Source organism: Kitasatospora sp. NPDC057015 (assembly GCF_042673745.1).
GTDB lineage: Bacteria > Actinomycetota > Actinomycetes > Streptomycetales > Streptomycetaceae > Kitasatospora.
On the sequence record NZ_JBHUSG010000005.1, the window covers coordinates 248,477 to 269,423 of the forward strand.

18 protein-coding genes and 1 pseudogene are annotated in these 20,947 nt (G+C 74.2%); 7 read left to right on the top strand and 12 right to left on the bottom strand.

The window, feature by feature from the left end; translation table 11 throughout:
- Positions 1–546 precede the first annotated feature (546 nt).
- Positions 547–1,209 carry a SigE family RNA polymerase sigma factor gene (locus tag ACFTWP_RS07435; RefSeq protein ID WP_380263340.1) on the top strand — a complete coding sequence of 221 codons (663 nt, stop codon included), beginning with the start codon at positions 547–549 and terminating at the stop codon, positions 1,207–1,209.
- A 356-nt stretch (positions 1,210–1,565) separates the two neighbouring features.
- Here the strand turns inward: ACFTWP_RS07435 and ACFTWP_RS07440 are convergent, their stop codons facing one another.
- The gene (locus ACFTWP_RS07440) at positions 1,566–2,783 is read right to left on the bottom strand and encodes a PucR family transcriptional regulator (RefSeq protein ID WP_380263274.1); all 1,218 of its coding nucleotides are present in this window, start codon (positions 2,781–2,783) and stop codon (positions 1,566–1,568) included.
- Between the two features lie 138 nt (positions 2,784–2,921).
- Here ACFTWP_RS07440 and lysA point away from each other — a divergent pair, with 138 nt between their 5' ends.
- Entirely contained in the window at positions 2,922–4,307 is a 1,386-nt protein-coding gene (gene lysA / locus ACFTWP_RS07445; protein ID WP_380263275.1) for a diaminopimelate decarboxylase, read from the top strand.
- Positions 4,308–4,405: 98 nt separating this feature from the next.
- On the opposite strand, the gene ACFTWP_RS07450 is transcribed toward lysA, so the two are convergent.
- Positions 4,406–5,050, bottom strand: coding sequence for an ATP-binding protein (locus ACFTWP_RS07450; protein ID WP_380263276.1), 645 nt, complete (start codon positions 5,048–5,050; stop codon positions 4,406–4,408).
- Between the two features lie 215 nt (positions 5,051–5,265).
- Here ACFTWP_RS07450 and ACFTWP_RS07455 point away from each other — a divergent pair, with 215 nt between their 5' ends.
- Positions 5,266–6,471 (top strand): ALF repeat-containing protein, encoded by a 1,206-nt coding sequence (locus ACFTWP_RS07455; protein WP_380263277.1) that lies wholly within the window; start codon positions 5,266–5,268, stop codon positions 6,469–6,471.
- 87 nt (positions 6,472–6,558) lie between these two features.
- Here the strand turns inward: ACFTWP_RS07455 and ACFTWP_RS07460 are convergent, their stop codons facing one another.
- The 5 genes and pseudogenes from ACFTWP_RS07460 to ACFTWP_RS07480 form a co-directional block, all read right to left on the bottom strand.
- Complete coding sequence (locus ACFTWP_RS07460; protein ID WP_380263278.1) at positions 6,559–6,978, bottom strand: hypothetical protein; 420 nt, start codon at positions 6,976–6,978, stop codon at positions 6,559–6,561.
- Between the two features lie 224 nt (positions 6,979–7,202).
- Positions 7,203–8,102, bottom strand: coding sequence for an aldehyde dehydrogenase family protein (locus ACFTWP_RS07465; RefSeq protein ID WP_380263279.1), 900 nt, complete (start codon positions 8,100–8,102; stop codon positions 7,203–7,205).
- Positions 8,095–9,573 (bottom strand): aldehyde dehydrogenase family protein, encoded by a 1,479-nt coding sequence (locus tag ACFTWP_RS07470; protein ID WP_380263280.1) that lies wholly within the window; start codon positions 9,571–9,573, stop codon positions 8,095–8,097. The genes ACFTWP_RS07465 and ACFTWP_RS07470 overlap by 8 nt, the downstream gene beginning before the upstream one ends.
- Before the next feature lie 5 nt (positions 9,574–9,578).
- Positions 9,579–10,565, bottom strand: a complete 987-nt coding sequence (gene deoC / locus ACFTWP_RS07475; protein ID WP_380263341.1) for a deoxyribose-phosphate aldolase — start codon at positions 10,563–10,565, stop codon at positions 9,579–9,581.
- Between the two features lie 129 nt (positions 10,566–10,694).
- Positions 10,695–11,117: pseudogene (locus ACFTWP_RS07480) on the bottom strand (PDDEXK nuclease domain-containing protein); the annotation flags it as partial.
- Between the two features lie 323 nt (positions 11,118–11,440).
- On the opposite strand from ACFTWP_RS07480, the gene ACFTWP_RS07485 reads away from it, so the two are divergent.
- From ACFTWP_RS07485 to ACFTWP_RS07500, 4 genes are all read left to right on the top strand, one after another.
- Positions 11,441–12,052: a TetR family transcriptional regulator gene (locus ACFTWP_RS07485; RefSeq protein ID WP_380263281.1), complete on the top strand. Its 612-nt coding sequence runs from the start codon at positions 11,441–11,443 to the stop codon at positions 12,050–12,052.
- Positions 12,053–12,105: 53 nt separating this feature from the next.
- The gene (locus tag ACFTWP_RS07490; protein ID WP_380263282.1) at positions 12,106–12,849 is read left to right on the top strand and encodes an ABC transporter ATP-binding protein; all 744 of its coding nucleotides are present in this window, start codon (positions 12,106–12,108) and stop codon (positions 12,847–12,849) included.
- Positions 12,846–13,583: an ABC transporter permease gene (locus tag ACFTWP_RS07495; RefSeq protein WP_380263283.1), complete on the top strand. Its 738-nt coding sequence runs from the start codon at positions 12,846–12,848 to the stop codon at positions 13,581–13,583. Before ACFTWP_RS07490 ends, ACFTWP_RS07495 begins: the two co-directional genes overlap by 4 nt.
- Before the next feature lie 308 nt (positions 13,584–13,891).
- Positions 13,892–14,344, top strand: coding sequence for a PH domain-containing protein (locus ACFTWP_RS07500; RefSeq protein ID WP_380263342.1), 453 nt, complete (start codon positions 13,892–13,894; stop codon positions 14,342–14,344).
- Positions 14,345–14,437: 93 nt separating this feature from the next.
- On the opposite strand, the gene ACFTWP_RS07505 is transcribed toward ACFTWP_RS07500, so the two are convergent.
- The 5 genes from ACFTWP_RS07505 to pgsB form a co-directional block, all read right to left on the bottom strand.
- Positions 14,438–16,144: a phospho-sugar mutase gene (locus ACFTWP_RS07505; protein ID WP_380263284.1), complete on the bottom strand. Its 1,707-nt coding sequence runs from the start codon at positions 16,142–16,144 to the stop codon at positions 14,438–14,440.
- Positions 16,145–16,409: 265 nt separating this feature from the next.
- Entirely contained in the window at positions 16,410–17,243 is an 834-nt protein-coding gene (locus ACFTWP_RS07510) for a purine-nucleoside phosphorylase (RefSeq protein ID WP_380263285.1), read from the bottom strand.
- A 231-nt stretch (positions 17,244–17,474) separates the two neighbouring features.
- Positions 17,475–18,557 carry an NlpC/P60 family protein gene (locus tag ACFTWP_RS07515; protein WP_380263286.1) on the bottom strand — a complete coding sequence of 361 codons (1,083 nt, stop codon included), beginning with the start codon at positions 18,555–18,557 and terminating at the stop codon, positions 17,475–17,477.
- Between the two features lie 80 nt (positions 18,558–18,637).
- Positions 18,638–19,120, bottom strand: coding sequence for a poly-gamma-glutamate biosynthesis protein PgsC/CapC (locus ACFTWP_RS07520; protein WP_380263287.1), 483 nt, complete (start codon positions 19,118–19,120; stop codon positions 18,638–18,640).
- A complete protein-coding gene (gene pgsB, locus ACFTWP_RS07525) occupies positions 19,117–20,871 on the bottom strand; it encodes a poly-gamma-glutamate synthase PgsB (RefSeq protein ID WP_380263288.1) in 1,755 nt (584 codons plus the stop codon). The genes ACFTWP_RS07520 and pgsB overlap by 4 nt, the downstream gene beginning before the upstream one ends.
- Positions 20,872–20,947 lie beyond the last annotated feature (76 nt).

A 20,947-nucleotide genomic window follows, 5' to 3' on the forward strand; every position in this document is an offset into this window, starting at 1 on the left:
CCGGTGAGGAGCGGCTGCAACCGGAGAGCGGTCCTCCGGCGTCCTCGGGTGCGAGCAGTGGGGAACCCGGATCGGACTCGGGCCGCTGTGACAGCCCTGTGACAGTCGGCGGACAGCCTCATCACAACGGGCGGGCAGGATTTTCCTTGTCGCCGCACCACGGCAGGCCAACCGGCCGGTCGGGGAGGCGGCGCAGGGAACCGCTCGTACCGACCAAGGGGGCGCACGATGAACGCATCGCTTCAGACCCGGAGCAACCCGGCTGTGCGGAACGCGCGTTCGTCGGCCGGCACCCAGCCGGCCCGCCGGACGCGGTACGAGGTCAGGACCGACGAGACTTCCGGTGCCGTCGTCGTACGGGGGTGCGCACACGGCACCGGTGGGAACCCTGCCGCACGCCGGGTGGGTGGCGTGGGCAGGGCGGGGGAGCTGTACGGGATCGGACGCCGGGGGAACGCGGCCGACTCCGCCAACACCCTGACGCTGCGGGGCATCCTCCCCGTCCGCGTCGAGGGCAAGGACACCCCGGGGGGTACGGGGAACGGCCTGGCGACGTTCGGTTCGGGGGAGCCGGACGGGCGCGAGGCCGCAGGTGCGACGCTGCTGCGGCTGTCTCCCGCGGCGGGGCGCACCGGCGAGGGAGTGCAGGGAGGCGCGCAGGGGGAGCCCTCGCCCGCCGCGGAGGACCACATCACGGAGTTCACCGCGTACGTGCGCGAGCGCCGCGCCTCCCTGTACGCCACCGCCTACCACCTGACCGGTGACCGCTACGAGGCCGAGGACCTGCTGCAGAGCGCGCTCTTCAGCACCTACCGCGCCTGGGGCCGGATCACCGACAAGGCCGCGGTCGGGGGCTACCTCCGCCGCACCATGACCAACCTGCACATCTCCGCCTGGCGGCGCCGCAAGGTCAGCGAGTACCCGACCGAGGAGCTGCCGGAGACGGTCGGCGACACCGACGCGATGGGCGGCACCGAGCTGCGCGCCGTGCTCTGGCAGGCGCTCGCCAAGCTCCCCGAGAACCAGCGGACCATGCTGGTGCTCCGCTACTACGAGGGCAAGACCGACCCGGAGATCGCCGACGTGCTCGGCATCAGCGTCGGCACCGTCAAGAGCAGCATCTGGCGCGCGCTGCGCCGGCTGCGCGACGACGAGCAGCTCAACCGCACCGGCGACACCGCGCACGCCTTCGGCGAGCTGGTGGCGTGACGGGCACCACCACAGGACTCCCGTCGGGGGACGGGACGGTAAGGGCCGCGGGATCGCGGCGTCCGCTCGGGGGAGCGGGCGCGGTGGGGGAACCCCGTGGTGCGTGACTCCCGTCGGGGGACGGGACGGAAAGGCCGTGGGATCGCGGTGCCTGCTCGGGGGAGCGGGCGCCGCGGGGGAAGCCCGCGGCCGTGAACGGCGGCCGGGCCCCGGGGGGGGGGGGGGCCCCGGGCCCGGCCGCCGTTTCGCCGTACCCGGGGCGTGGTTCCCGCCCCTGAGGCCTGCTCCGGGGGCCGGCTGAGGCCCGGTCCTGCCCTGCCCGGTCCTGCCCGGCCCGGCCCGTGCGGGCGACGGGCTCAGGCGGGCAGCCGCAGTTGCAGCCAGCAGGCCAGCCGCTCGTCCGGGGCGTCCAGGTCGAGGCCGAACAGCTCCCGGGCCCGCCGCAGCCGGTACTTGAGGGTGTTCGGATGCACCGCGAGGCGCTCGGCCGCCTGCGCGACGTTGCCGACGGCGTCCAGCCAGGCGGTGACCGAGGCCGCGTAGGCCGTCTGCTGCGCCCGGTCGTGCGCGAGCATCGCCTCGATGCCCGGATGCCGCAGCCGCGGCAGCCGGGCGAGTTCGTCCGCGACGTGGGCGAGCAGCACCCCGGCGTGGGTGTCCGTGAGGTCGGCGACCTCGGGCGCGTCGGCCCGCGCGGTGGTGACCCGCAGGATGTCGTCCACCTCGGAGCGCAGCTCGGGCAGCTGTTCCAGGTCGTCGACCCGGCGGCTGAAGGCGGCCCGCAGCGGGGTGTCGAAGGTCCGGGCGAGGGTCGTCACGGCCTGCTCGGCGAGCCGGCGCACGGCCGCCTGGTCCAGCTCCGGGAGCAGCACGTACACGGTGCGGCCGGCGGCGGTGACGGCCGCGTCGGCGTGCACGGCGGCCCAGTGCCGGGCGGCGGTGGCCGCCAACCGGACCAGCGGCGGCGGTTCGCGGCCGGCGGAGCGCTCCGGTGCCAGGCCGAGCAGGGTCAGCCGGGCCCGGTCGGGCAGGCCGAGCCGGTAGCGGGCCTCGGCCGACGGCCCGCTGCGGTTGAGCGCGCCGCGCAGCGCGTCCTCCCGGGCGTAGAGGTCGAGTTCGGCGGAGCTGCGGCGGCGCAGCATGTGCAGGGCGGCGAGCCGGGCGCCGTCCAGCAGGGCGCGCTCGGCGGCCGGTTCGAGCCGTCCGTCCGGGGTGCGGGCGGCCGGGCCCTCGATCGCCCAGATGGTGCCGAGCGGCAGGTCGCCGGCCCGGATCGCCACGGCCGCGCGGGGCAGTTCGCCCTCGCTCAGGGTCGGCGGCCGGACGACTCCGGGCGCGGTGAGCACCTCGCGGTACTGCCCCTGCTGGTCCGGTTCGTCCGGGACCCTGCGGGCCAGGATGCCGCGCCGGCGCAGGTCGTCCATCGCCTGGCCGGGCAGGGAGGAGTAGGCGAGGACCCGCCGGTCGAGGTCCTCCACGGCCACCGAGCCGCCGAGCACGGCCGCGACGGCGTTGGCGAGGGCGAACAGCTCCTCGCTGGTGCCGTCGACGATTGGCGATTGCGCGAGCTCCACCCCACAACCTTAGGCGTTTGCGCCAAAGACCTGCCCGACCGGCACACCGAGGATGGTGCACACACCGCTTTCCCACGCCCCACCGCCGTGCCCCCGCGCGGCGGTCACCTCCCGATGGACAGGAAAGGCAGGCAGTCGATGAGCTTCGCCGCCGTCACCCCCGCGGCCCGGCAGCCCACCACGCGGACCCTCACGGCGGGACCGGTCGGTGCCCGGTTCCCGGGGGCCGGGCAGCCGGCGGGCGGCGCGGCCGCGGCGAGGACCGGGGACGACCTGCTGGGGCTCTTCCCGCCCGGCACCGCCCTGGACGGCGAGGGGACGCTGCTGATCGGCGGCGTCCCGGTGACGGAACTGGCGGAGACCTACGGCACGCCGGCCCTGCTGGTCGACGAGGGGGCGCTGCGGGCCCGGGCCCGCCGGTACGCCGACGGCCTGGCCGCCCGCTGGCCCAACTCCCGGGTGGCCTTCGCCTCCAAGGCCTTTCCCTGCAGCGCCGTGTACCGGGTGCTCGCGGAGGAGGGACTGGGCATCGATGTCGCGGGCGGCGGCGAACTGGCCCTCGCCCTGGCCGCGGGTGCGGATCCGGCGGGGCTGGTCGTGCACGGCAACGCCAAGACCGAGGAGGAGCTGCGGCTCGCGGTCGGGGCGGGCGCGGGCCTGGTCGTCGTCGACGGCTTCGACGACATCGACCGGTTGGAGCGCATCGTGGCCGAGGTGCCCGGCCGCGCCCAGGGCGTCCTGGTCCGGGTCACCCCCGACATCCGCCCCGACACCCACGCGGCGGTCGCGACCGGCCAGGCCGGCTCGAAGTTCGGACTGCCGCTCCCGCAGGCACGGGAGGCGATCGCCCGGCTGAGGGGCAGCGACCGGCTGCGGCTGGACGGCGTCCACGCGCACGTCGGCTCGCAGATCACGGACCTCTCGCCGTTCGCGCGGGCCGTCGAGGCGCTCGCCGAACTGGGCGAGTTCGCGGTGTACGACCTGGGCGGCGGCCTCGGCGCGCGCTACACGTACGCGGACCGGCCGCCGAGCGTCGAGCACTACCTGGACACCCTGGTGGAGACGGCCGGCATGGTGCTGCCGGCGGGCGCGCGGATCCTGATCGAGCCGGGCCGTTCGATGGTCGCGGAGGCCGGGGTGTCGCTGTACCGCGTGGTGACGGTCAAGCCGGACGTCCAGCCGGTGGTCGCGGTGGACGGCGGGATGGGCGACAACCTGGAGGTGTCGCTCTACGGCCAGCGGTTCGAGGCCACCGTGGCCACCCGGGTCGGCGGCGGGGGGCGGTGCCGGCTGGTCGGTCGGCACTGCGAGTCCGGCGACGTGCTGAGCGCCGGCGTCCCGCTGCGCGACCCGCGTCCGGGCGATCTGGTCGCCGTCCCGGCCACCGGGGCCTACACGTACGCGCTGAGCAACAACTACAACGGCGCCCGGCGGCCCCCGGTGGTGTTCTGCCGGGACGGCGGGCACCGTGCGGTGGTGCGCCGGGAGAGCTACGAGGACCTGATGCGCCGCGACCTGCCCTGAGCGCGTCCTCCCCTGGGCGCGACCTGCCCTGGACGTGACCGGCCCCGGGCGGCGGGCGGCCGCGGGCCGAGGGCTTCAGACCGCGCCGGCCGAGGACCTCAGGCGCCGACCGGGACGCCCGCCGGCCGCACGGCCACCGCCACGATCCGGCGACCCGCCTCGGGGCCGGCGCAGGCGTACGCGCCGAGCTCGACCTGGCGGGCGACGATGCCGCGCTCCGCGCGCATCAGCCGCCAGCCGCGGCGCAGCAGGACGGGCAACGACTTGCGGCCCTCGCGGACGTCCCGTCGCAGTCGCCGCCAGGCGGTGGTCAGCGGGCGGTTGCGCAGGCAGAGGGCGTCCCCGAGCAGGCCCTCGGCCGCGCACTGCGCGACGATCTCGGCGGCGAAGATGCCTTCGGCGATGAACGCGGGCGCCCCGCCGAGGTCCAGCGTGCGGGTGGCGACCCGGCCGTTGTCGGGGATCGAGTAGACCGGGACGTCCGCGCGGCCGGTCTCGGTGAGGGCGCGGATCGCCGCGACGGCCTGGTCGCGGTGCCAGGAGAGCGGGGAGTCCCAGTCGGTCGCGCCGTCGTCCAGCAGCGGGAGGGTGGGGTCGTCCCCGTCCTTGTAGAAGTCGTCGAGCTGGAGCACGGGGTACCCGCTGCGCTCGGCCAGCGAGGACTTCCCCGATCCGGACGGTCCGGACAGCAGGACGACCAGGGCGCGGGCTGTCGGCACGGGGTTCAGCGGGGAGTCACTCACGAGACACCAGTCTGACGCATCGGGCGGTGATGTCGAAACGGGTCGGACGGCACTTTCCGCAGCCGCTTCGGCGGCGCCGGGCGGGTGGCGGCAGGTGGCGCCGGAGGTGGGCGGGGCCGGGCCCGCCGGTGTCCGAATATTCGGTCATGGGATGGTCAAGAAAGATCTACGCTGACCACGTTAGTGATCTTCCCGAACAGAAGAGGGTTCAGCGGATGAAGTTGGCTCGGGTATCGGCCGTCCTCGTTGCGGCCGCGATCGCACCGACCGTGCTCTTCCCCTCGACGGCCTCGGCCGCGGGGACCGGCGACACCACCCCGCCGGCCGGCACCTCGGCCCCCGACGCGGCCCCGGCCGGTGACCCGACGGCCCCCACCGCCGAGGCGGAGGACCGGGAGGCGGTCCGGCTGATCCTCGCCGACCCGAAGAGCGGCCGGGTCCTGCGGGAGGAGGCCCGTAAGGCGCTCGACGGTACGGCCCAGGACGTCCGGCGTTTCCTGGAGACCGGCCAGTACTCGGCCCGCGCGACGGACAACCGGATCCTGGTCTCCCAGATCATGGAGGAGGGCGGCCGCGCGGTGCGGGAGGCCGGCCAGGCCGCCATGAACGGCACGAACGAGGACGTCCGGCAGTTCCTGGAGGTCGGGCAGTACCGGGCGCGGCTCTCGGACGACCGGGTACGGGTGTCGCAGCTCATCAGTGCGGGTGGCCCCGCGGTGCAGAAGGCGGGGCTCGCCGCGCTGGAGACCAACACGGCCGAGAGCATCGAGCAGTTCCTGGAGGTGGGGCAGTACGCCGCCCGGGCCGAGGACGACCGCGCGGAGGTGCAGCGGCTGCTCGCCGACCCGGAGAGCGGCCGGGGAGTCCGCGAGGGCGCCCAGAAGGCGCTCGACGGCACCCCGCAGGACCTGCGGACCTTCCTGGAGAAGGGCCAGTTCGCGGCGCGCGAGGCCGACGACCGGGTGCGGTTGTTCCAGATCCTGGGCAGCGGCGGCCCCGAGGTGCACAAGGCCGCCGTCGCGGCACTCGACGGCACCGTCGAGGACGTGCGGGCCTTCCTGAAGGTCGGCCAGTACACGGCCGCCGCCAAGGACAAGGCCACCGCGGAGGCGGTCGAGAAGGCCGCCGCCGAGAAGGCCGCCGCGGACCGGGCCGCCGCCGGGAAGGCCGCGGCGGACCAGGCGGCTCGGGCCGGCAGCGGTGGCGTGCAGAGCGCGAGCCTGACCTCCCCGGTGGGCGCGACGGCCGCGGACACCACCGCCGCCACCACCGGTACGGTCACTCGCACCGCCGGCGGTCAGCTGGCCGCGACCGGCGCCGGCGACGCCCTGCCCTGGGAGGTCGGCGGCGCCGCCGCCGCACTGGCCCTCGGCGCGGGCGCGGTCGTGGCGGCCCGCCGCCGCACCGCCGACGAGGGCTGAGCACGGCCGACCGCAGTGCTATCGAAGCCCGGCTCCCCGCCCGCGGGCGGGGAGCCGGGCTTCGTCGTGCGTGCGCCGCCGGCGGGCTCAGGCCGGTCGCGGCGTCCCGGCCGGGTGGGCGCCCCCGCCGAGGACGGGGTACAGCAGCGGCAGGTACCGGCTGTCGACCTGGAGGTACAGCGGCGGGCCGCCGGGCGGGCGGTAGGCCTTCGCGGCCCAGTCCTGACTGTGCCAGGTGTCCGGTTCGGGGTCGTGGAAGGTGCCGCCGACCGCCAGCGGCACGGGCTCCCGGCGGCGGGCGGTGAAGGTGGCGGCGCCCGCGCCCGGGGCCAGCCGCAGCCGTCCGTCGACGTAGGGCTCCCGGGTCGGGCCGGGGCCGTCCCGGCGCAGCGCGCACGGGATCCGGACCGGCCTGCCCGCCGCCAGCCGCCTCCGGGTGCGGGACACGTGCAGCCTGCGCAGGACCCCGTCCGCCACCCAGGGCAGCAGTTCTCCGACGATCTCCATCACGGTCGTTCCCCTCCTGGTCGTCCGCCCGAGTCTGCGGGCCCGGCCGGGGTGAGGGGGAGCACCGATCGGCTGGATCCGCGACGACGAAAGTCGACGGAAGGTCGACGGACCCGCGCCAGGGGGGGGTGGGCGCGGGTCCGTCATGGCACGTCCGGGCCCTGGGGGGGTAGGGCACTGGGGACGGCCAGTCTGTGGAGTTGTTCCGGACCGGCCGGAGCCGGTCAGATCCCGATCGGGTGCCAGACCGTCTTGGTCTCCAGGAAGGAGAGTAGCCGGTCGGTTCCGGGCGCAACGGTCCAGTCCTGGGCGAACGGGTCCACCTCGGGTCGAACCACCCGCTTCAGGGTATCCGCGGCGGACGCCTCCAGCTCCGCCGCCGCGCCGGGGCCGTCGGCGGCGATCGCTCCGGTGAGGTCCACCGCGTTGACGTCCTGGTGCGAGGCCAGGGTCGGGGCGATGTCCGCGGTGCGTCCCGAGAGGATGTTGACCACGCCGCCCGGCAGGTCGGAGGTCGCCAGCACCTCGCCCAGCGAGAGGGCGGGCAGCGGGGCGTCCGCGGCGGCGGCCACGACCACCGTGTTGCCGGTGGCGATGGCGGGCGCGATCACCGACACCAGGCCGAGGAACGAGTGCCCGTACCCGGCCTGCGGAGCGACGATGCCGACCACGCCGGTCGGCTCGGGCACCGACAGGTTGAAGAACGGGCCGGCGACGGGGTTGCCGTTGCCCGCGATCTGGGCGACCTTGTCGGTCCAGCCCGCGTACCAGACCCAGCGGTCGATGGCGGCGTCCACCAGGGCCGCGGCCTTCTTGGCGCCGATGTTCTCGGAGACCGCCACCTCGGCCGCGAACTGCTCGCGCCGGCCCTGCAGCATCTCCGCCACCCGGTAGAGCACCTGGCCGCGGTTGTAGGCGGTGGTGCCGGACCAGCCCTTGACCGCCGCGCGGGCGGCGAGCACGGCGTCGCGGGCGTCCTTGCGGGTGCCGAGCGGGGCGTTGGCCAGCCACTGGCCCTTGCTGTCCGTCACCTCGTACACCCGCCCGCTCTCGGAGCGCGGGAACTTCCCGCCGACGTACAGCTTGTAGGTCTTGAAGACGTCAAGACGGAGCGACTCAGACATCGAGGTAGGCCTCCAGACCGTGCCGGCCACCCTCGCGGCCGTAGCCCGACTCCTTGTAGCCGCCGAACGGCGAGGTCGGGTCGAACTTGTTGAAGGTGTTGGCCCACACCACACCGGCCTTGAGCTGGTTCGCCATCCACAGGATGCGCGAGCCCTTCTCGGTCCAGATGCCGGCCGACAGGCCGTACGGGGTGTTGTTGGCCTTCTCGACCGCCTCGGTCGGGGTGCGGAAGGTCAGCACCGAGAGCACCGGGCCGAAGATCTCCTCGCGGGCGATCCGGTGGGCCTGGCTGACGCCGGTGAAGATGGTCGGCCGGAACCAGAAGCCGGCGCCCGGCAGGTCGCAGGCGGGCGACCAGCGCTCGGCGCCCTCGGCCTCGCCGGCCGCGGTCAGCTCGGTGATCCGGGCCAGCTGGGCGGCCGAGTTGATGGCGCCGACGTCGGTGTTCTTGTCCAGCGGGTCGCCGACCCGCAGGGTGTCCATCCGGCGCTTGAGCGCGTCCAGCAGCTCGTCCTGGATCGACTCCTGGACCAGCAGGCGCGAACCCGCGCAGCAGACGTGCCCCTGGTTGAAGAAGATGCCGTTGACGATGCCCTCGACGGCCTGGTCGAGCGGGGCGTCGTCGAAGACGATGTTCGCGGCCTTGCCGCCGAGCTCCAGCGACAGCTTCTTGCGGGTGCCGGCCAGCTGCTTGGCGATCGCCCGGCCGACCGGGGTGGAGCCGGTGAAGGCGACCTTGTTGACGTCCGGGTGGGAGGTCAGCGCGGCGCCGGTGCGACCGTCGCCCGTGACGATGTTGACGACGCCCTTCGGCAGACCGGCCTGACGGCAGATCTCGGCGAAGCGCAGCGCGGTCAGCGGGGTGGTCTCGGCGGGCTTCAGCACGACGGTGTTGCCGGTGGCGAGCGCCGGGGCGATCTTCCAGGCCAGCATCAGCAGCGGGAAGTTCCACGGGATGACCTGGCCGGCCACGCCCAGCGGACGCGGGTTGGAGCCGTAGCCGGCGAAGTCCAGCTTGTCGGCCCAGCCCGCGTAGTAGAAGAAGTGCGCGGCGACCAGCGGCAGGTCGACGTCGCGGGTCTCGCGGATCGGCTTGCCGTTGTCGATCGACTCCAGCACCGCCAGCTCGCGCGAGCGCTCCTGGATGATCCGGGCGATCCGGAACAGGTACTTGGCGCGCTCGCTGCCCGGCAGCGCCGACCAGTCGGCGAAGGCCTTGCGGGCGGCGGCGACCGCCCGGTCGACGTCCTCCTCGGTGCCCTGCGCGAACTCGGCGAGCACCTGCTCGGTGGCCGGGTTGACGGTCTTCAGGGCCTCGCTGCCACTGCTGTCGACGAACTCGCCGCCGATGAAGTGGCCGTACGAGGTGGCGATCTCGCCGGCCGCCGCGGGGGACTCGGGCGCGGGCGCGTACTCGAAGAGGCCGGTCCTGCGCACGGGCTCGTCCGCCTTCTTGGTGTTCTTGGCCATCGTTCTCAGTCCACCGTCACGTAGTCGGGACCGGAGTACCGGCCGGTGGTCAGCTTCTGACGCTGCATGAGCAGGTCGTTGAGCAGGCTGGAGGCGCCGAAGCGGAACCAGTGCGGGCTCAGCCAGTCGTCGCCGAGGGTCTCGTTGACCATGACCAGGTACTTCATGGCGTCCTTGGTGGTCTTGATGCCACCGGCGGGCTTCACACCGACCTGGATCCCAGTCTGCTCCTTGAAGTCGCGGACGGCTTCGAGCATCAGCAGGGTCACCGGGGGCGTCGCGTTGACCGCGACCTTGCCGGTGGAGGTCTTGATGAAGTCGGCGCCGGCCAGCATCGCCAGCCAGGAGGCGCGGCGCACGTTGTCGTACGTCTGCAGCTCGCCGGTCTCGAAGATCACCTTGAGGTGGGCCGCGGTGCCGTCGGGGCGCTTGCACGCCTCCTTGACGGCGGTGATCTCCTCGAAGACGGACAGGTAGTGGCCGGAGAGGAAGGCCCCCCGGTCGATCACCATGTCGATCTCGTCGGCGCCGGCGGCCACCGCGTCGGCGGTGTCGGCCAGCTTCACCGGGAGCGAGGCGCGCCCGGCGGGGAAGGCGGTGGCCACCGAGGCGACCTGGATGTCGGTGCCGTTCAGGGCCGCCTTCGCGGTGGCGACCATGTCCGGGTAGACGCAGATCGCGGCGACGCGGGGGGTGGTCGGGTCGGTCGGATCGGGGTTCCTGCCCTTGGTGCACAGGGCGCGCACCTTGCCGACCGTGTCCGCGCCTTCCAGCGTGGTCAGGTCGATCATCGAGATCGCCAGGTCGATGGCGTACGCCTTCGCCGTGGTCTTGATCGAGCGGGTGCCGAGGGTGGCGGCGCGGGCTTCCAGGCCGACGGCGTCGACTCCTGGCAGACCGTGCAGGAAACGGCGGAGCGAGGCCTCGGAGGACGCGACGTCACTCAGGCCGCCGCCCGCAGCGCTGGAGGCTTGGGCTGCAACAGTGGACATAGTCACCAGACCAGCATATCTACGCGCGTAGTCGTCCGCTAGGGCGAGCCCCTTTCTGTCGCCGTTCGATACGGGACCGAGACCTCGGCCGGTCCGGCACCCGGGGCCGGGCGCCGGACCCGCCCGCCGCTACGCCTCGCCATCCTCCGTGACCCCGTGCTTCTCCAGCACCTCGTGCGTCACCCGGGCCAGGTCCTCCGGGCTCGGCAGCAGCGGGCGCAGCTCGGCGGGCAGCGTCCGGTAGGTGGTCACGGCCGGCGGCTGGTCGGTCCCGCGCAGCGAGTACTGGACGACGTCCTCGTCCCGGTGGGCGGCGATCAGGATGCCGAGCGTCGCGTCGTCCCGGTTCGGGTCGCGGACCTTGTCGTCGACCACGGCGGTGTAGAAGCCGAGCTTGCCGAGGTGCTCCGGCTGGGCGCGGCCGATCTTCAGCTCGACGACGACGTACCGGTGCAGGCGGGCGTGGTAGAAGAGCAGGTCCATCGTGAACTGCTGGCCGCCGACCTGGAGCGGGTACTGCCGACCCATGAAGGCGAAGCCCACGCCGAGCTCCTGGAGGAACCGTCCCCCACCCCTCCCGCTCCTGCCGCTCCAGGATGATCCGCCCGATCCGCCAGTAGTGCTCGATCATCTCGGTGTTGATCACCCGGTGCACCCGGAAGTGGGCCGAGTTGATCTCGGCCTTGGTGTCGCGCAGCAGGCTGTCGTACCCGGGCGGGAGGTTTCCGGCCCCGGTCTGGGTGGGCAGGCTGCTGGGCGCCACGATCTCGTTGCTCATGCGGCAGAGCCTGGGGCCCGGCGGTTCGCCTGCGGAGAAGTAACGATCCTGCTCACTCGAACGGGTGGCCGGGGCGCCGGGTGCGGACAATGGTCCGGTGACGACCGCAGAGCAGCCCCCCGCCCCCCGCAAGAAGACCGGTCGGCGCCCCGGCGGCGCCGACACCCGTCGGACGGTGCTGGAGGCGGCCCGCGCGGAGTTCGCGGCGCGGGGCTACGAGAAGGCCAGCATGCGGGCGATCGGCCGGGCGGCCGGGGTGGACGCGGCCCTGCTGCACCACTACTTCGGCAGCAAGGACCGCCTGTTCATGGCGGCGATGGAGTTCCCGGTGGAGCCCGAGGCCGTGGTCGCACTGGTGCTCGCGGGGGACCGGGCGACGGTCGGCGAGCGGGTGGCCGGGTTCCTGCTGGACGTCTGGGAGCAGCCGGCGGCGCTGGAGCGGCTGCTGGCACTGCTGCGGGCCGCCGCCACCACCGAGCAGGTGGCGCAGCTGATGCGGGGGTTCGTGCAGGAGGAGCTGGTGCTTCGGATCGCGAACGAACTGGGCCTGGAGCAGGCCGAGTTGCGCGCGGAGCTGATGCTCTCGCAGGTGCTCGGGCTGGCGATGGCGCGGTATGTGCTGAAGGTGGAGCCGCTGGCCTCGGCCACCCGGGCGGAGCTGGTGCCGCTGCTGGCGCCGACCTTTCAGGGGTATCTGGGCGGCGCCTGAGGGAGGGGCGCCGGGCGCTTGACGGGAGTGGTGCGCGGCGAGAAACTCATCGCATGATGAATTCACTCGCGGGCGAACCCCCCGCGATCCGGGTCACCGGGCTGACCGTGCTGCGCGGCGGCCGGCCCGTCCTGCGCGACCTCGGCCTGGAGGTGGCGCGAGGATCGGTCACCGGGCTGCTCGGCCCCAGCGGCTGCGGCAAGACGACCCTGCTGCGCTCGATCGTCGGCGTCCAGAAGACCGCCGCCGGCCACGTCGAGGTGCTCGGGGAACCCGCCGGCGGCGCGGGCCTGCGCCACCGCGTCGGATACGTCACCCAGGCACCGTCCGTCTACGGCGACCTCACCGTCGCCGAGAACCTCCGCTACTTCGCCACCGTCCTCGGCGCGCCGAAGGACGACCCGAAGCGCGTCGTCACCGAGGTCGGCCTCACCGGCCACGAGCACGACCTGGCCGCCCGGCTCTCCGGCGGCCAGCGCGCCCGCGTCTCGCTCGCCGCCGCCCTGCTCGGCCGACCCGAACTGCTGATCCTGGACGAGCCGACGGTCGGCCTCGACCCGGTCCTGCGGCAGGACCTCTGGCGGCTCTTCCGCGACCTCGCCGACACCGGACGCACCCTCCTGGTCTCCAGCCACGTCATGGACGAGGCCGCGCGCTGCGACCGCCTGCTGCTGATGCGCGAGGGGCGGCTGCTCGCCGACGACACCCCCGCCGAACTGCTGCGCCGCACCGGCGCCGCCGACGTCGACAGCGCCTTCCTCACCCTGGTGGCGGGCAGAACGGAAGCAGCGGCATGAACCTCGCCCGCACCACCGCCACCGCCCGCCGGGTACTCGCCCAGCTGCGCCACGACCCGCGCACCATCGCCCTGCTGCTGGTCGTGCCCTGCCTGCTGCTGACCCTGCTGCGCTTCATGTACGACGGCCAGCCCCAGGCCTTCGACCGGATCGGTGCCGCACTGCTCGGCATCTTCCCGCTGCTGGTGATGTTCCTGGTCACCTCGGTGGCGATGCTGCGCGAGCGCACCACCGGCACCCTGGAGCGGCTGCTCACCATGCCGCTGGGCAGGCTCGACCTGCTGCTGGGCTACGCGCTCGCCTTCGGCGTGGTCGCGCTCGTCCAGGCGGCGCTGGCCTCCGCGCTCACGGTGGGCCTGCTCGGCCTGGACGTCGCCGGGCCGACCTGGCTGGTGTTCGCCGTAGCCCTCGGCGACGGCCTGCTCGGGATGGCCCTGGGACTGCTGGTCTCCGCCTTCGCTGCCACCGAGTTCCAGGCGGTGCAGTTCCTGCCGGCCGTGATCCTGCCGCAGCTGCTGCTCTGCGGCCTCTTCGTGCCGCGCGAGAGCATGGCCACCGGCCTGCGGTGGGTCTCCGACGTGCTGCCGCTCTCCTACGCGGTGGACGCGATGAGCAGGCTCACCGCCACGAGCGAGGTCGGCGGCCTGCTGCTGCGGGACCTCGCCGTGATCGCGGGCGCGGCCCTGCTGGCCCTCGCCCTCGGCGCCGCCACCCTGCGCCGCCGTACCGCCTAGGCCCGGTCTCGGCCGCTCCCCGGGTGCCCGGGCCCCTCGACCCCTGTGGATCGAGGGGCCCATGGGGCAGAATCGTCGGCATGACCGATTCAGACGGCACGCCCCACCAGGGCTCCGCCGCCCCCGACGACGAGCCCGTGTACGCCGACCGCGTGTACCGCTCCGTTCCCGGCATCATCTCCGGTGTCATGCTGCTGGCCATCGCCGGCTGGCTGATCGGCGACGCCGTCCTCAACGGCACCGGCAAGACCCCCTGGGTCGCACTGGCCGCCGCGCCGGTGTTCGCGTTCCCCGTCATCGCCTACACGCTGCGCCCCGCCGTCCTCGCCGGCAGCCGGCGGCTGCTGGTCCGCAACCCGCTGCGGACCGTCCACGCGCCGTGGGCCTCGGTCGAGGGGCTGCGCGCCGGATACTCGGTCGAACTGTTCGCGAGCGGCAAGAAGTACCAGGTCTGGGCCGTGCCGGTGTCCCTGCGCCAGCGCAAGCGGGCGAACCGGCAGGCCGCGCGCAGCGCCGCGTCCGGCGACCCGCACGCCTCCCGGCTGGGCTCCCTGGTCCGGCCGAGCACGCCCGCGGTACCGGGTGCGGTGGACCCGAACCGGGCCTACTCCGACCAGGTGGTCGAGGTGCTGCAGGAGCTCGCCGAGCGCAACGCCGGGCGGCCGGAGGCCGCCGGCGAGGCGACCGCCGCCTGGTGCTGGTGGATCATCGCGCCGACCCTGGCCGGGCTGGTCGCCCTGATCGCGGTCATCGCCGCCTGACCGCGCCCCCGCACACGAAACGGGCCCGGCCGACGATCGTCGGCCGGGCCCGTTCGCGACTGCGTACCCGCCGGGCGGGTGCTCGTGCGGATGTCAGCCGTCGATGCCCGCCGCCTCGGCGAGGTCGCGCTTGATGCCGGCCAGCACCGCGGCGGCCCGCTCGCGGGCCGCGCCCAGGCCGTCGGCCGAGCCGACCGGCAGGACGACCTCCAGGTAGCACTTGAGCTTGGGCTCGGTGCCGGAGGGCCGGACCACGATCCGCGCCGAGCGGACGCCGCCCTCGCCGGCCAGCTGGTAGCGCAGGCCGTCGGTGGGCGGCAGGTCGGCGGAGCCGGCCGTCAGGTCGTCGGCCTGGGTGACCCGCAGCCCCGCCAGCACGGTCGGCGGCTGCTCGCGCAGCCGCCGCATGGCGTCGGCGATCAGCGACAGGTCGTCCACCCGGACGGAGAGCTGGTCGGTGGCGTGCAGCCCGTGTTCGAGGGCGAGGTCGTCGAGCAGGTCGGTGAGGGTGCGGCCGGAGCGCTTGAGCCCGGCGGCGAGCTCGGCGACCAGCAGGGCGGCGCTGATGCCGTCCTTGTCGCGGACGCCCTCCGGGTCGACGCAGTAGCCGAGCGCCTCCTCGTAGCCGTAGCGCAGGCCCTCCGCGCGGGAGATCCACTTGAAGCCGGTCAGCGTCTCGGCGTAGCCCAGCCCGGCGGCGGCCGCGATCCGGCCGAGCAGGGTGGAGGAGACGATGGTGGTGGCGAAGGTGCCGACGGCCTTCTTGGCCACCAGGGCCTCGCCGAGCAGTGCGCCGACCTCGTCGCCGCGCAGCATCCGCCAGCCGCTCGCGGCCGTCCGGTCGGGGACGGCCACCGCGCAGCGGTCGGCGTCCGGGTCGTTGGCGATGACGATGTCGGGGCCGGCCGCGGCGGCGGTCCGGAAGGCGAGGTCCATCGCCCCGGGCTCCTCCGGGTTGGGGAAGGCCACGGTCGGGAAGTCGGGGTCGGGCTCGGCCTGCTCGGCGACCAAGGTGGGGGCGGGGAAGCCCGCCTTGGCGAAGGCGGCGACCAGGACGTCCCGGCCGACGCCGTGCAGCGGGGTGTAGACCACGTCGAGGTCCCGCGGGCCGCCCGGTTCGAGCACGCCGGCGGCCCGGGCGAGGTACGCCTCGACGACGTCCTCGCCGAGCACCTCCCAGCCCTCCTCGGCCCGCGGGACGTCGGCGAGCGCGACGACGGCGTCGATCTCGTCGGCGATGCCGGCGTCGGCGGGCGGCACGATCTGCGCGCCGTCGCCCAGGTAGACCTTGTAGCCGTTGTCCTGCGGCGGGTTGTGGCTGGCGGTGACGGTGACGCCGGCGGCGGCGCTCAGGTGGCGGATCGCGAAGGCGAGCACCGGCGTCGGCAGGGCGCGCGGGAGCAGCGCGGCGCGCAGCCCGGCGCCGACCATCACGGCGGCGGTGTCGAGGGCGAAGTCGTACGACTTGTGGCGGGCGTCGTAGCCGATCACCACGAGGTCGCCGAGCTGCTCGCGCCGGACGTACGCGGCCAGGCCGGCGGCGGCCCGGATGACCACGGCCCGGTTCATCCGCATCGGGCCGGCGCCGAGTTCGCCGCGCAGCCCGGCGGTGCCGAACTGGAGCCGGTCGGCGAAGCGCTCGCTCAGCCGGGACCAGGCGATCCGGTTGCCGGTCTCGGTCTCGCCCTCCGCCTCGGCGAGCAGGGCCGACAGCTCCGCGCGGGTCTGCGGGTCGGGGTCCTCGGCCAGCCAGGCCCGGGCCCGGGCGAGGAGGTCGGTGGTGGTGGGTGCCTGCGTCATGGCTTCCAGCTCCAGCGGGGTGTCGGGCGGAGATCGGCCGGGAGGTCCGCGAGGGGTCCGCGGACGGACGGGAGTCGCGGGGGACGGGGTCCGTGGACGGGTCGGGCTCCGCGGACCGGGCGGGACGTGCGGACGCCGGGGCCCGCGGGCGGACGGCTGCTTCGGACGGGCGGGGCCGTGCGGCGCAGGGGGTGGCGCGCGGTGACGGGGTCCGCGGGACGCGTCCCGCGGACCCCGTCACTCATGATTCTGCGCCGTGGGCGGCTCAGATCCGCTCAAGGACCTTCGCCAGCAGCGCGCCCATCCGCTCGGCGGAGGCCTTGCCGGCCTCCAGCACCTCGGCGTGGTTGAGCGGCTCGCCGGTGATGCCGGCCGCCAGGTTGGTGACCAGGGAGATGCCGAGCACCTCGGCACCGGCCTCGCGGGCGGCGATGGCCTCCAGCGTGGTGGACATGCCGACCAGCTCGCCGCCGATCACCCGGGCCATGTGCACCTCGGCCGGGGTCTCGTAGTGCGGGCCGCGGAACTGCACGTACACGGCCTCGTCGAGGGAGGGGTCGACCTCGCGGCAGAGCTCGCGCAGCCGCTTGGAGTAGAGGTCCGTCAGGTCGACGAAGTTGGCGCCGACGATCGGGGAGTCCGCGGTGAGGTTGATGTGGTCGCTGATCAGGACCGGCTGGCCGGGGACCCAGCCCTCGCGCAGACCGCCGCAGCCGTTGGTCAGCACGATGGTGCGGCAGCCGGCGGCGGCGGCGGTGCGCACGCCGTGCACCACGGTGGCCACGCCGTAGCCCTCGTAGTAGTGGTTGCGGCCGAGGAAGATCAGGGCGCGCTTCTCACCGTCGGCGCCGGGGATCCGCACGGACCGGATCTTGCCGGAGTGGCCGGCGACGGCGGGGGCGGGGAAGCCGGGGAGCTCGGTGACCGCGAACTCGGCCACCGTTTCCCCCAGGGCATCGGCGGCGGGCACCCAGCCGGAGCCCATCACCAGGGCGACATCGTGGCGCTCGGCACCGGTCAGCTCGCGCAGGCGCTCGGCGGCGGCCTGGGCGGCGGCGTAGGGGTCGGCGGAGACGACCGACTGAGGAGATACGTTCACGTAGCCGAGGATAGACGGGAATCGGCTACGCGCGTAGAAAACCCTGCCAGGCCGTGCCGGATTGTTACCCGGATGACCCAAAACCACAGGTCGAGGCCGGATCTGACCGTGCCCGCCCGGCGGTACCTACAAACGCCCGCGGCGCGGACGGCGCAGCGGGCGCCCGGGGGCGGTCGCGGGGCGGGTGCACCGTGACCGCGAGGGCGCCGGCCCGGCCCCGGAGCCGCGCTCTCAGAGCCGCTTGGCGCTGCGCAGGCCCTTGGCGTACATGCCGTTGTCGTCCAGTCGGGCGGTGCCGCCCTTGTCGCCGAAGGTCGGCCCGTCGGCCTCCTCCCGGCTGGATATGTAGCGCGGGTGCCCGTCGGTGTCGATGCCGAGGAAGATCCCGGTGTGGTCCAGCCGGGCGCCCGTCCGGGTGTCGATCTCGAAGAAGACCAGGTCACCGGGCTGCAGCGTGTCGATCGAGGCGGGCCGGACGGTCACGTCGGAGCCCGGCAGCGTGGTCAGCGGCAGGACCGGCACGCCGGGGGAGAGCCTGGCCAGGCCGTTGGCGCTGCGGGCCAGCCCGGCGCCCGCCACGTCCTTGCTGAGCAGCGGGTAGCCCGAGCGGTAGCCGTACACCATCCGGACGAAGCCGGAGCAGTCGAAGGCGCCGTAGCGGGTCTTGTCCGGCTGACGGGTGGTCTTGTCGGCGAAGGTGAACGGGATCCCGAGGTAGTCGAAGAAGTCGGTCTGCTCCAGGCGCAGGTCCTGGCCCGAGGAGCCGTCCGGGTTGATCGGGCCGAACGAGGCGTCACCCCGGTACCGGACGCCCTTGGCGTCCTTCTCGGCCGCCGCGCCCGCCATGTACTGGGTGGCGATCGCCAGGACGTCGTCCGCGGTGCTGCCCAGCGACTGCTGGAACCACGTCCGGAACCACGCCTCGCCCTCGGCGCCGGCCTTCCACGGCTGCGGCAGCAGCCGCACCCAGGAGTCGCCGGTCACGGTCGCCGTGGTGGTGCCCGGCTCGGCGAAGGTCCGGCCGGGGCCGGTCAGCACGGCCGTCCTGGCCTTGTCGGTGAGGGTCGCCAGGACGGCGCCGCCGGCATCCCGCACGACGGTGCGGTCGGGGCCGGCCAGCCGCTCGTAGCGGTACGCCCCCGAGGCCTGCGGCGCCGCCTGGACGGAGGCGTGCGCGGCCGAGGCGAGCAGGGGCGCCGCCGTGGCCGCCGGCTGGTCCGCCCGTCGCCGGAGCTCCACGGTCAGGTAGCCGCTGGTGGCGAGCAGCGTCAGCGCGAGCGCGCCACTGGCCAGGGACTTGCGGGAGAGGCTCATGACGGGGGTCCTCGGGAGGTGGCGGGGTACGGGGCCGGTCGGTGCGTGCCGTGCGGTCGGCGGTGCGGCGGGTCGCGCGCTCAGGAGCCGGGCAGGGCGCCGAGCAGCAGGCCGGCCGTGAGCACCACGTAGTTGGCCAGGGTCACCGTGCTGGTGGCCATCAGCGTCGCGGCCTTCGGCTGGCGCACCAGCTGGTAGGCGATCAGGCCGGGCACGATGAAGCCCAGCGTCTGGTTGGCGTACAGGGTCGGCAGCTCGCGCTGGAGCACCAGCATCACCGTGGCCTGCAGCATCACCCCGGTGAGCACCACGGCGGCGAACAGCCGCTTGCCGTAGAGGATGACGAGCTTCTGGACGAGCCGGGTCGCCAGGTAGGTCAGCAGCGTGACGCCGACCACGATGCCCACCCGCTGGAGGTCCTCGACGAGGGTCAGCGCCAGCCAGCCCGGGGTGATCATGCCGCCGGGGGAGAGGTTGGTGGTCAGGTAGCAGACGAGCGAGAAGACCAGGCCGAGCGCGATGCCGATGGCGGCGATCTCGGGGGTGAGCTCGGTGGGTATCACTGCTGGTCTCCGTACTGGTACTGGTACTGCGACGGGGGCTGCTGCTGCGGGGCCGGGTACGGCCGGGGCTGCTCCGGGACGGGGTACTGCCCGGGCTGCTCCGGGTACTGCTGCGGCTGCTCGTACTGCTGCTGCTCCGGGTACGGGTACTGCTGCGGCTGCTCGTACGGCTGCGGCTGGTACGGGCCCGGTTCGGGGTACGGGTACTGCTGCGGCTGCTCGTACGGCTGCGGCTGGTACGGGCCCGGTTCGGGGTACGGGTACTGCTGCGCGGGCTCCGGGTACGGGTGCTGCTGCGGCTGGTACGGGGCGGGGTGCTCCTGCCGGTAGGGCCCGGGCTGTTCGGGCACCCGGGGTGCGCCGGTCTCCCACGGCGCCGCGGTCTCCCAGGGCCGGTGCGCGCCGGGGTCGGGCTCGGCGCCGGCCGGGGGCCGGTACCAGCCGGCCGCCGCGGGTTCGGCCTCCGGTGTCCGCAGCGGTCGGTGCGCGGGTGCGGGCTCCGACCAGGGCTGGGGCTCGGGCAGGGGATCGGGCGGGGACTCGAACAGGGGCTCGGGCTGCTCCTGGTCGTCGTCGGGGGCCAGCAGCGCCAGCTCCTCCAGGAAGAGTTCGCCCTGCCCGTGGATGTTGCCGACCGCGACCAGCGAGGAGTCCCGGCCCAGCTCGGCCAGCAGCTCGGCGGTGAGCTCGGCGGGGTCGCGGCGGTCGCCGCCCAGGTCCACCACCCGGCCCTGCCAGTCGGCCGGGATGCCGTCCCGGGCGCTCTTGGTGGGGTGGCCGATCAGGAAGACCGTCTCCGGGTCGAGGTCCGGCACGATGGAGCCCATCTGGCCGTTGCGCTCCACCCGGTCCGGGCGGCAGTTGATCACCACGTTCAGCGGGCGGTGGATCGCCCCGAGGTCCAGCAGCTGCTGCACGTTCATCAGCGTCGACTCGGGGTCGTTCGCCGCGAACACGTTGGCGAAGCGCAGGCGCTTGCCGTCCGCGGTGAGGTACCGCTCGACCGAGAGCACGCCCGGATCCGGCGGCGCCTCCCACATGCCGCGCAGCGCCGTCCCGCGCTCCACGCCGAGCAGCTCGGCGACGGCCAGGGCGATCGCCACGTTCTCCTTGAAGGTGAACCAGCTGAAGCCGCGCAGCTCCTCGTCGCTCACCGTCTCCGGGTCGACCACGATCAGCTCGCAGTTCCGCTTGGCGGCCTCCTCGCGGAGGATGTCCACCCGGTCGCGCTCGGCGGTCACGCAGATGCCGTCGACCGGCATCGAGCGGGAGAGGGAGCGCGCGACGTCGTCCAGGGTCGGGCCCATCTCCGCGAGGTGGTCCTCCCGGACGTTGCAGAGCACGCCGATGGTGGAGCGGATCAGCTTGGTCTGGTTGACCTCCTGGAGGGCCGGCATCACCGCCATGCACTCGATCACCAGGGCGTCGGGCCGGTAGGTGGCGGCCCGGCGGACGATGCCGATCTGCTCGACCACGTTGGCGATGCCGAACTTCCGGTAGACCGGTTCCTCGGTGGCGTCGGGGTGGATGAAGCGGGCCGCCGTGCCGGTGGTCTTGGCCACCGTGACCAGGTCGCCGCCGCGCAGCGCGCCCGCACAGAGCCGGGTGATCGAGCTCTTGCCCCGGATGCCGTTGACCAGCACCCGGACCGGGATCTGCTCCAGGGCGGCGAAGTGCCGGCGCTGCTCGACGATGCCCGCCACCAGGAGCACGGCGCAGCACACCACCAGAACGATGTACAGGAAGAGCACGGGGACAGTCCTTCGGCCGGTGCGGCGGGCGGTCGTGGCGGGCGGTGGCGTGGTGGTCGGCGGGTCGGCGGGTCGG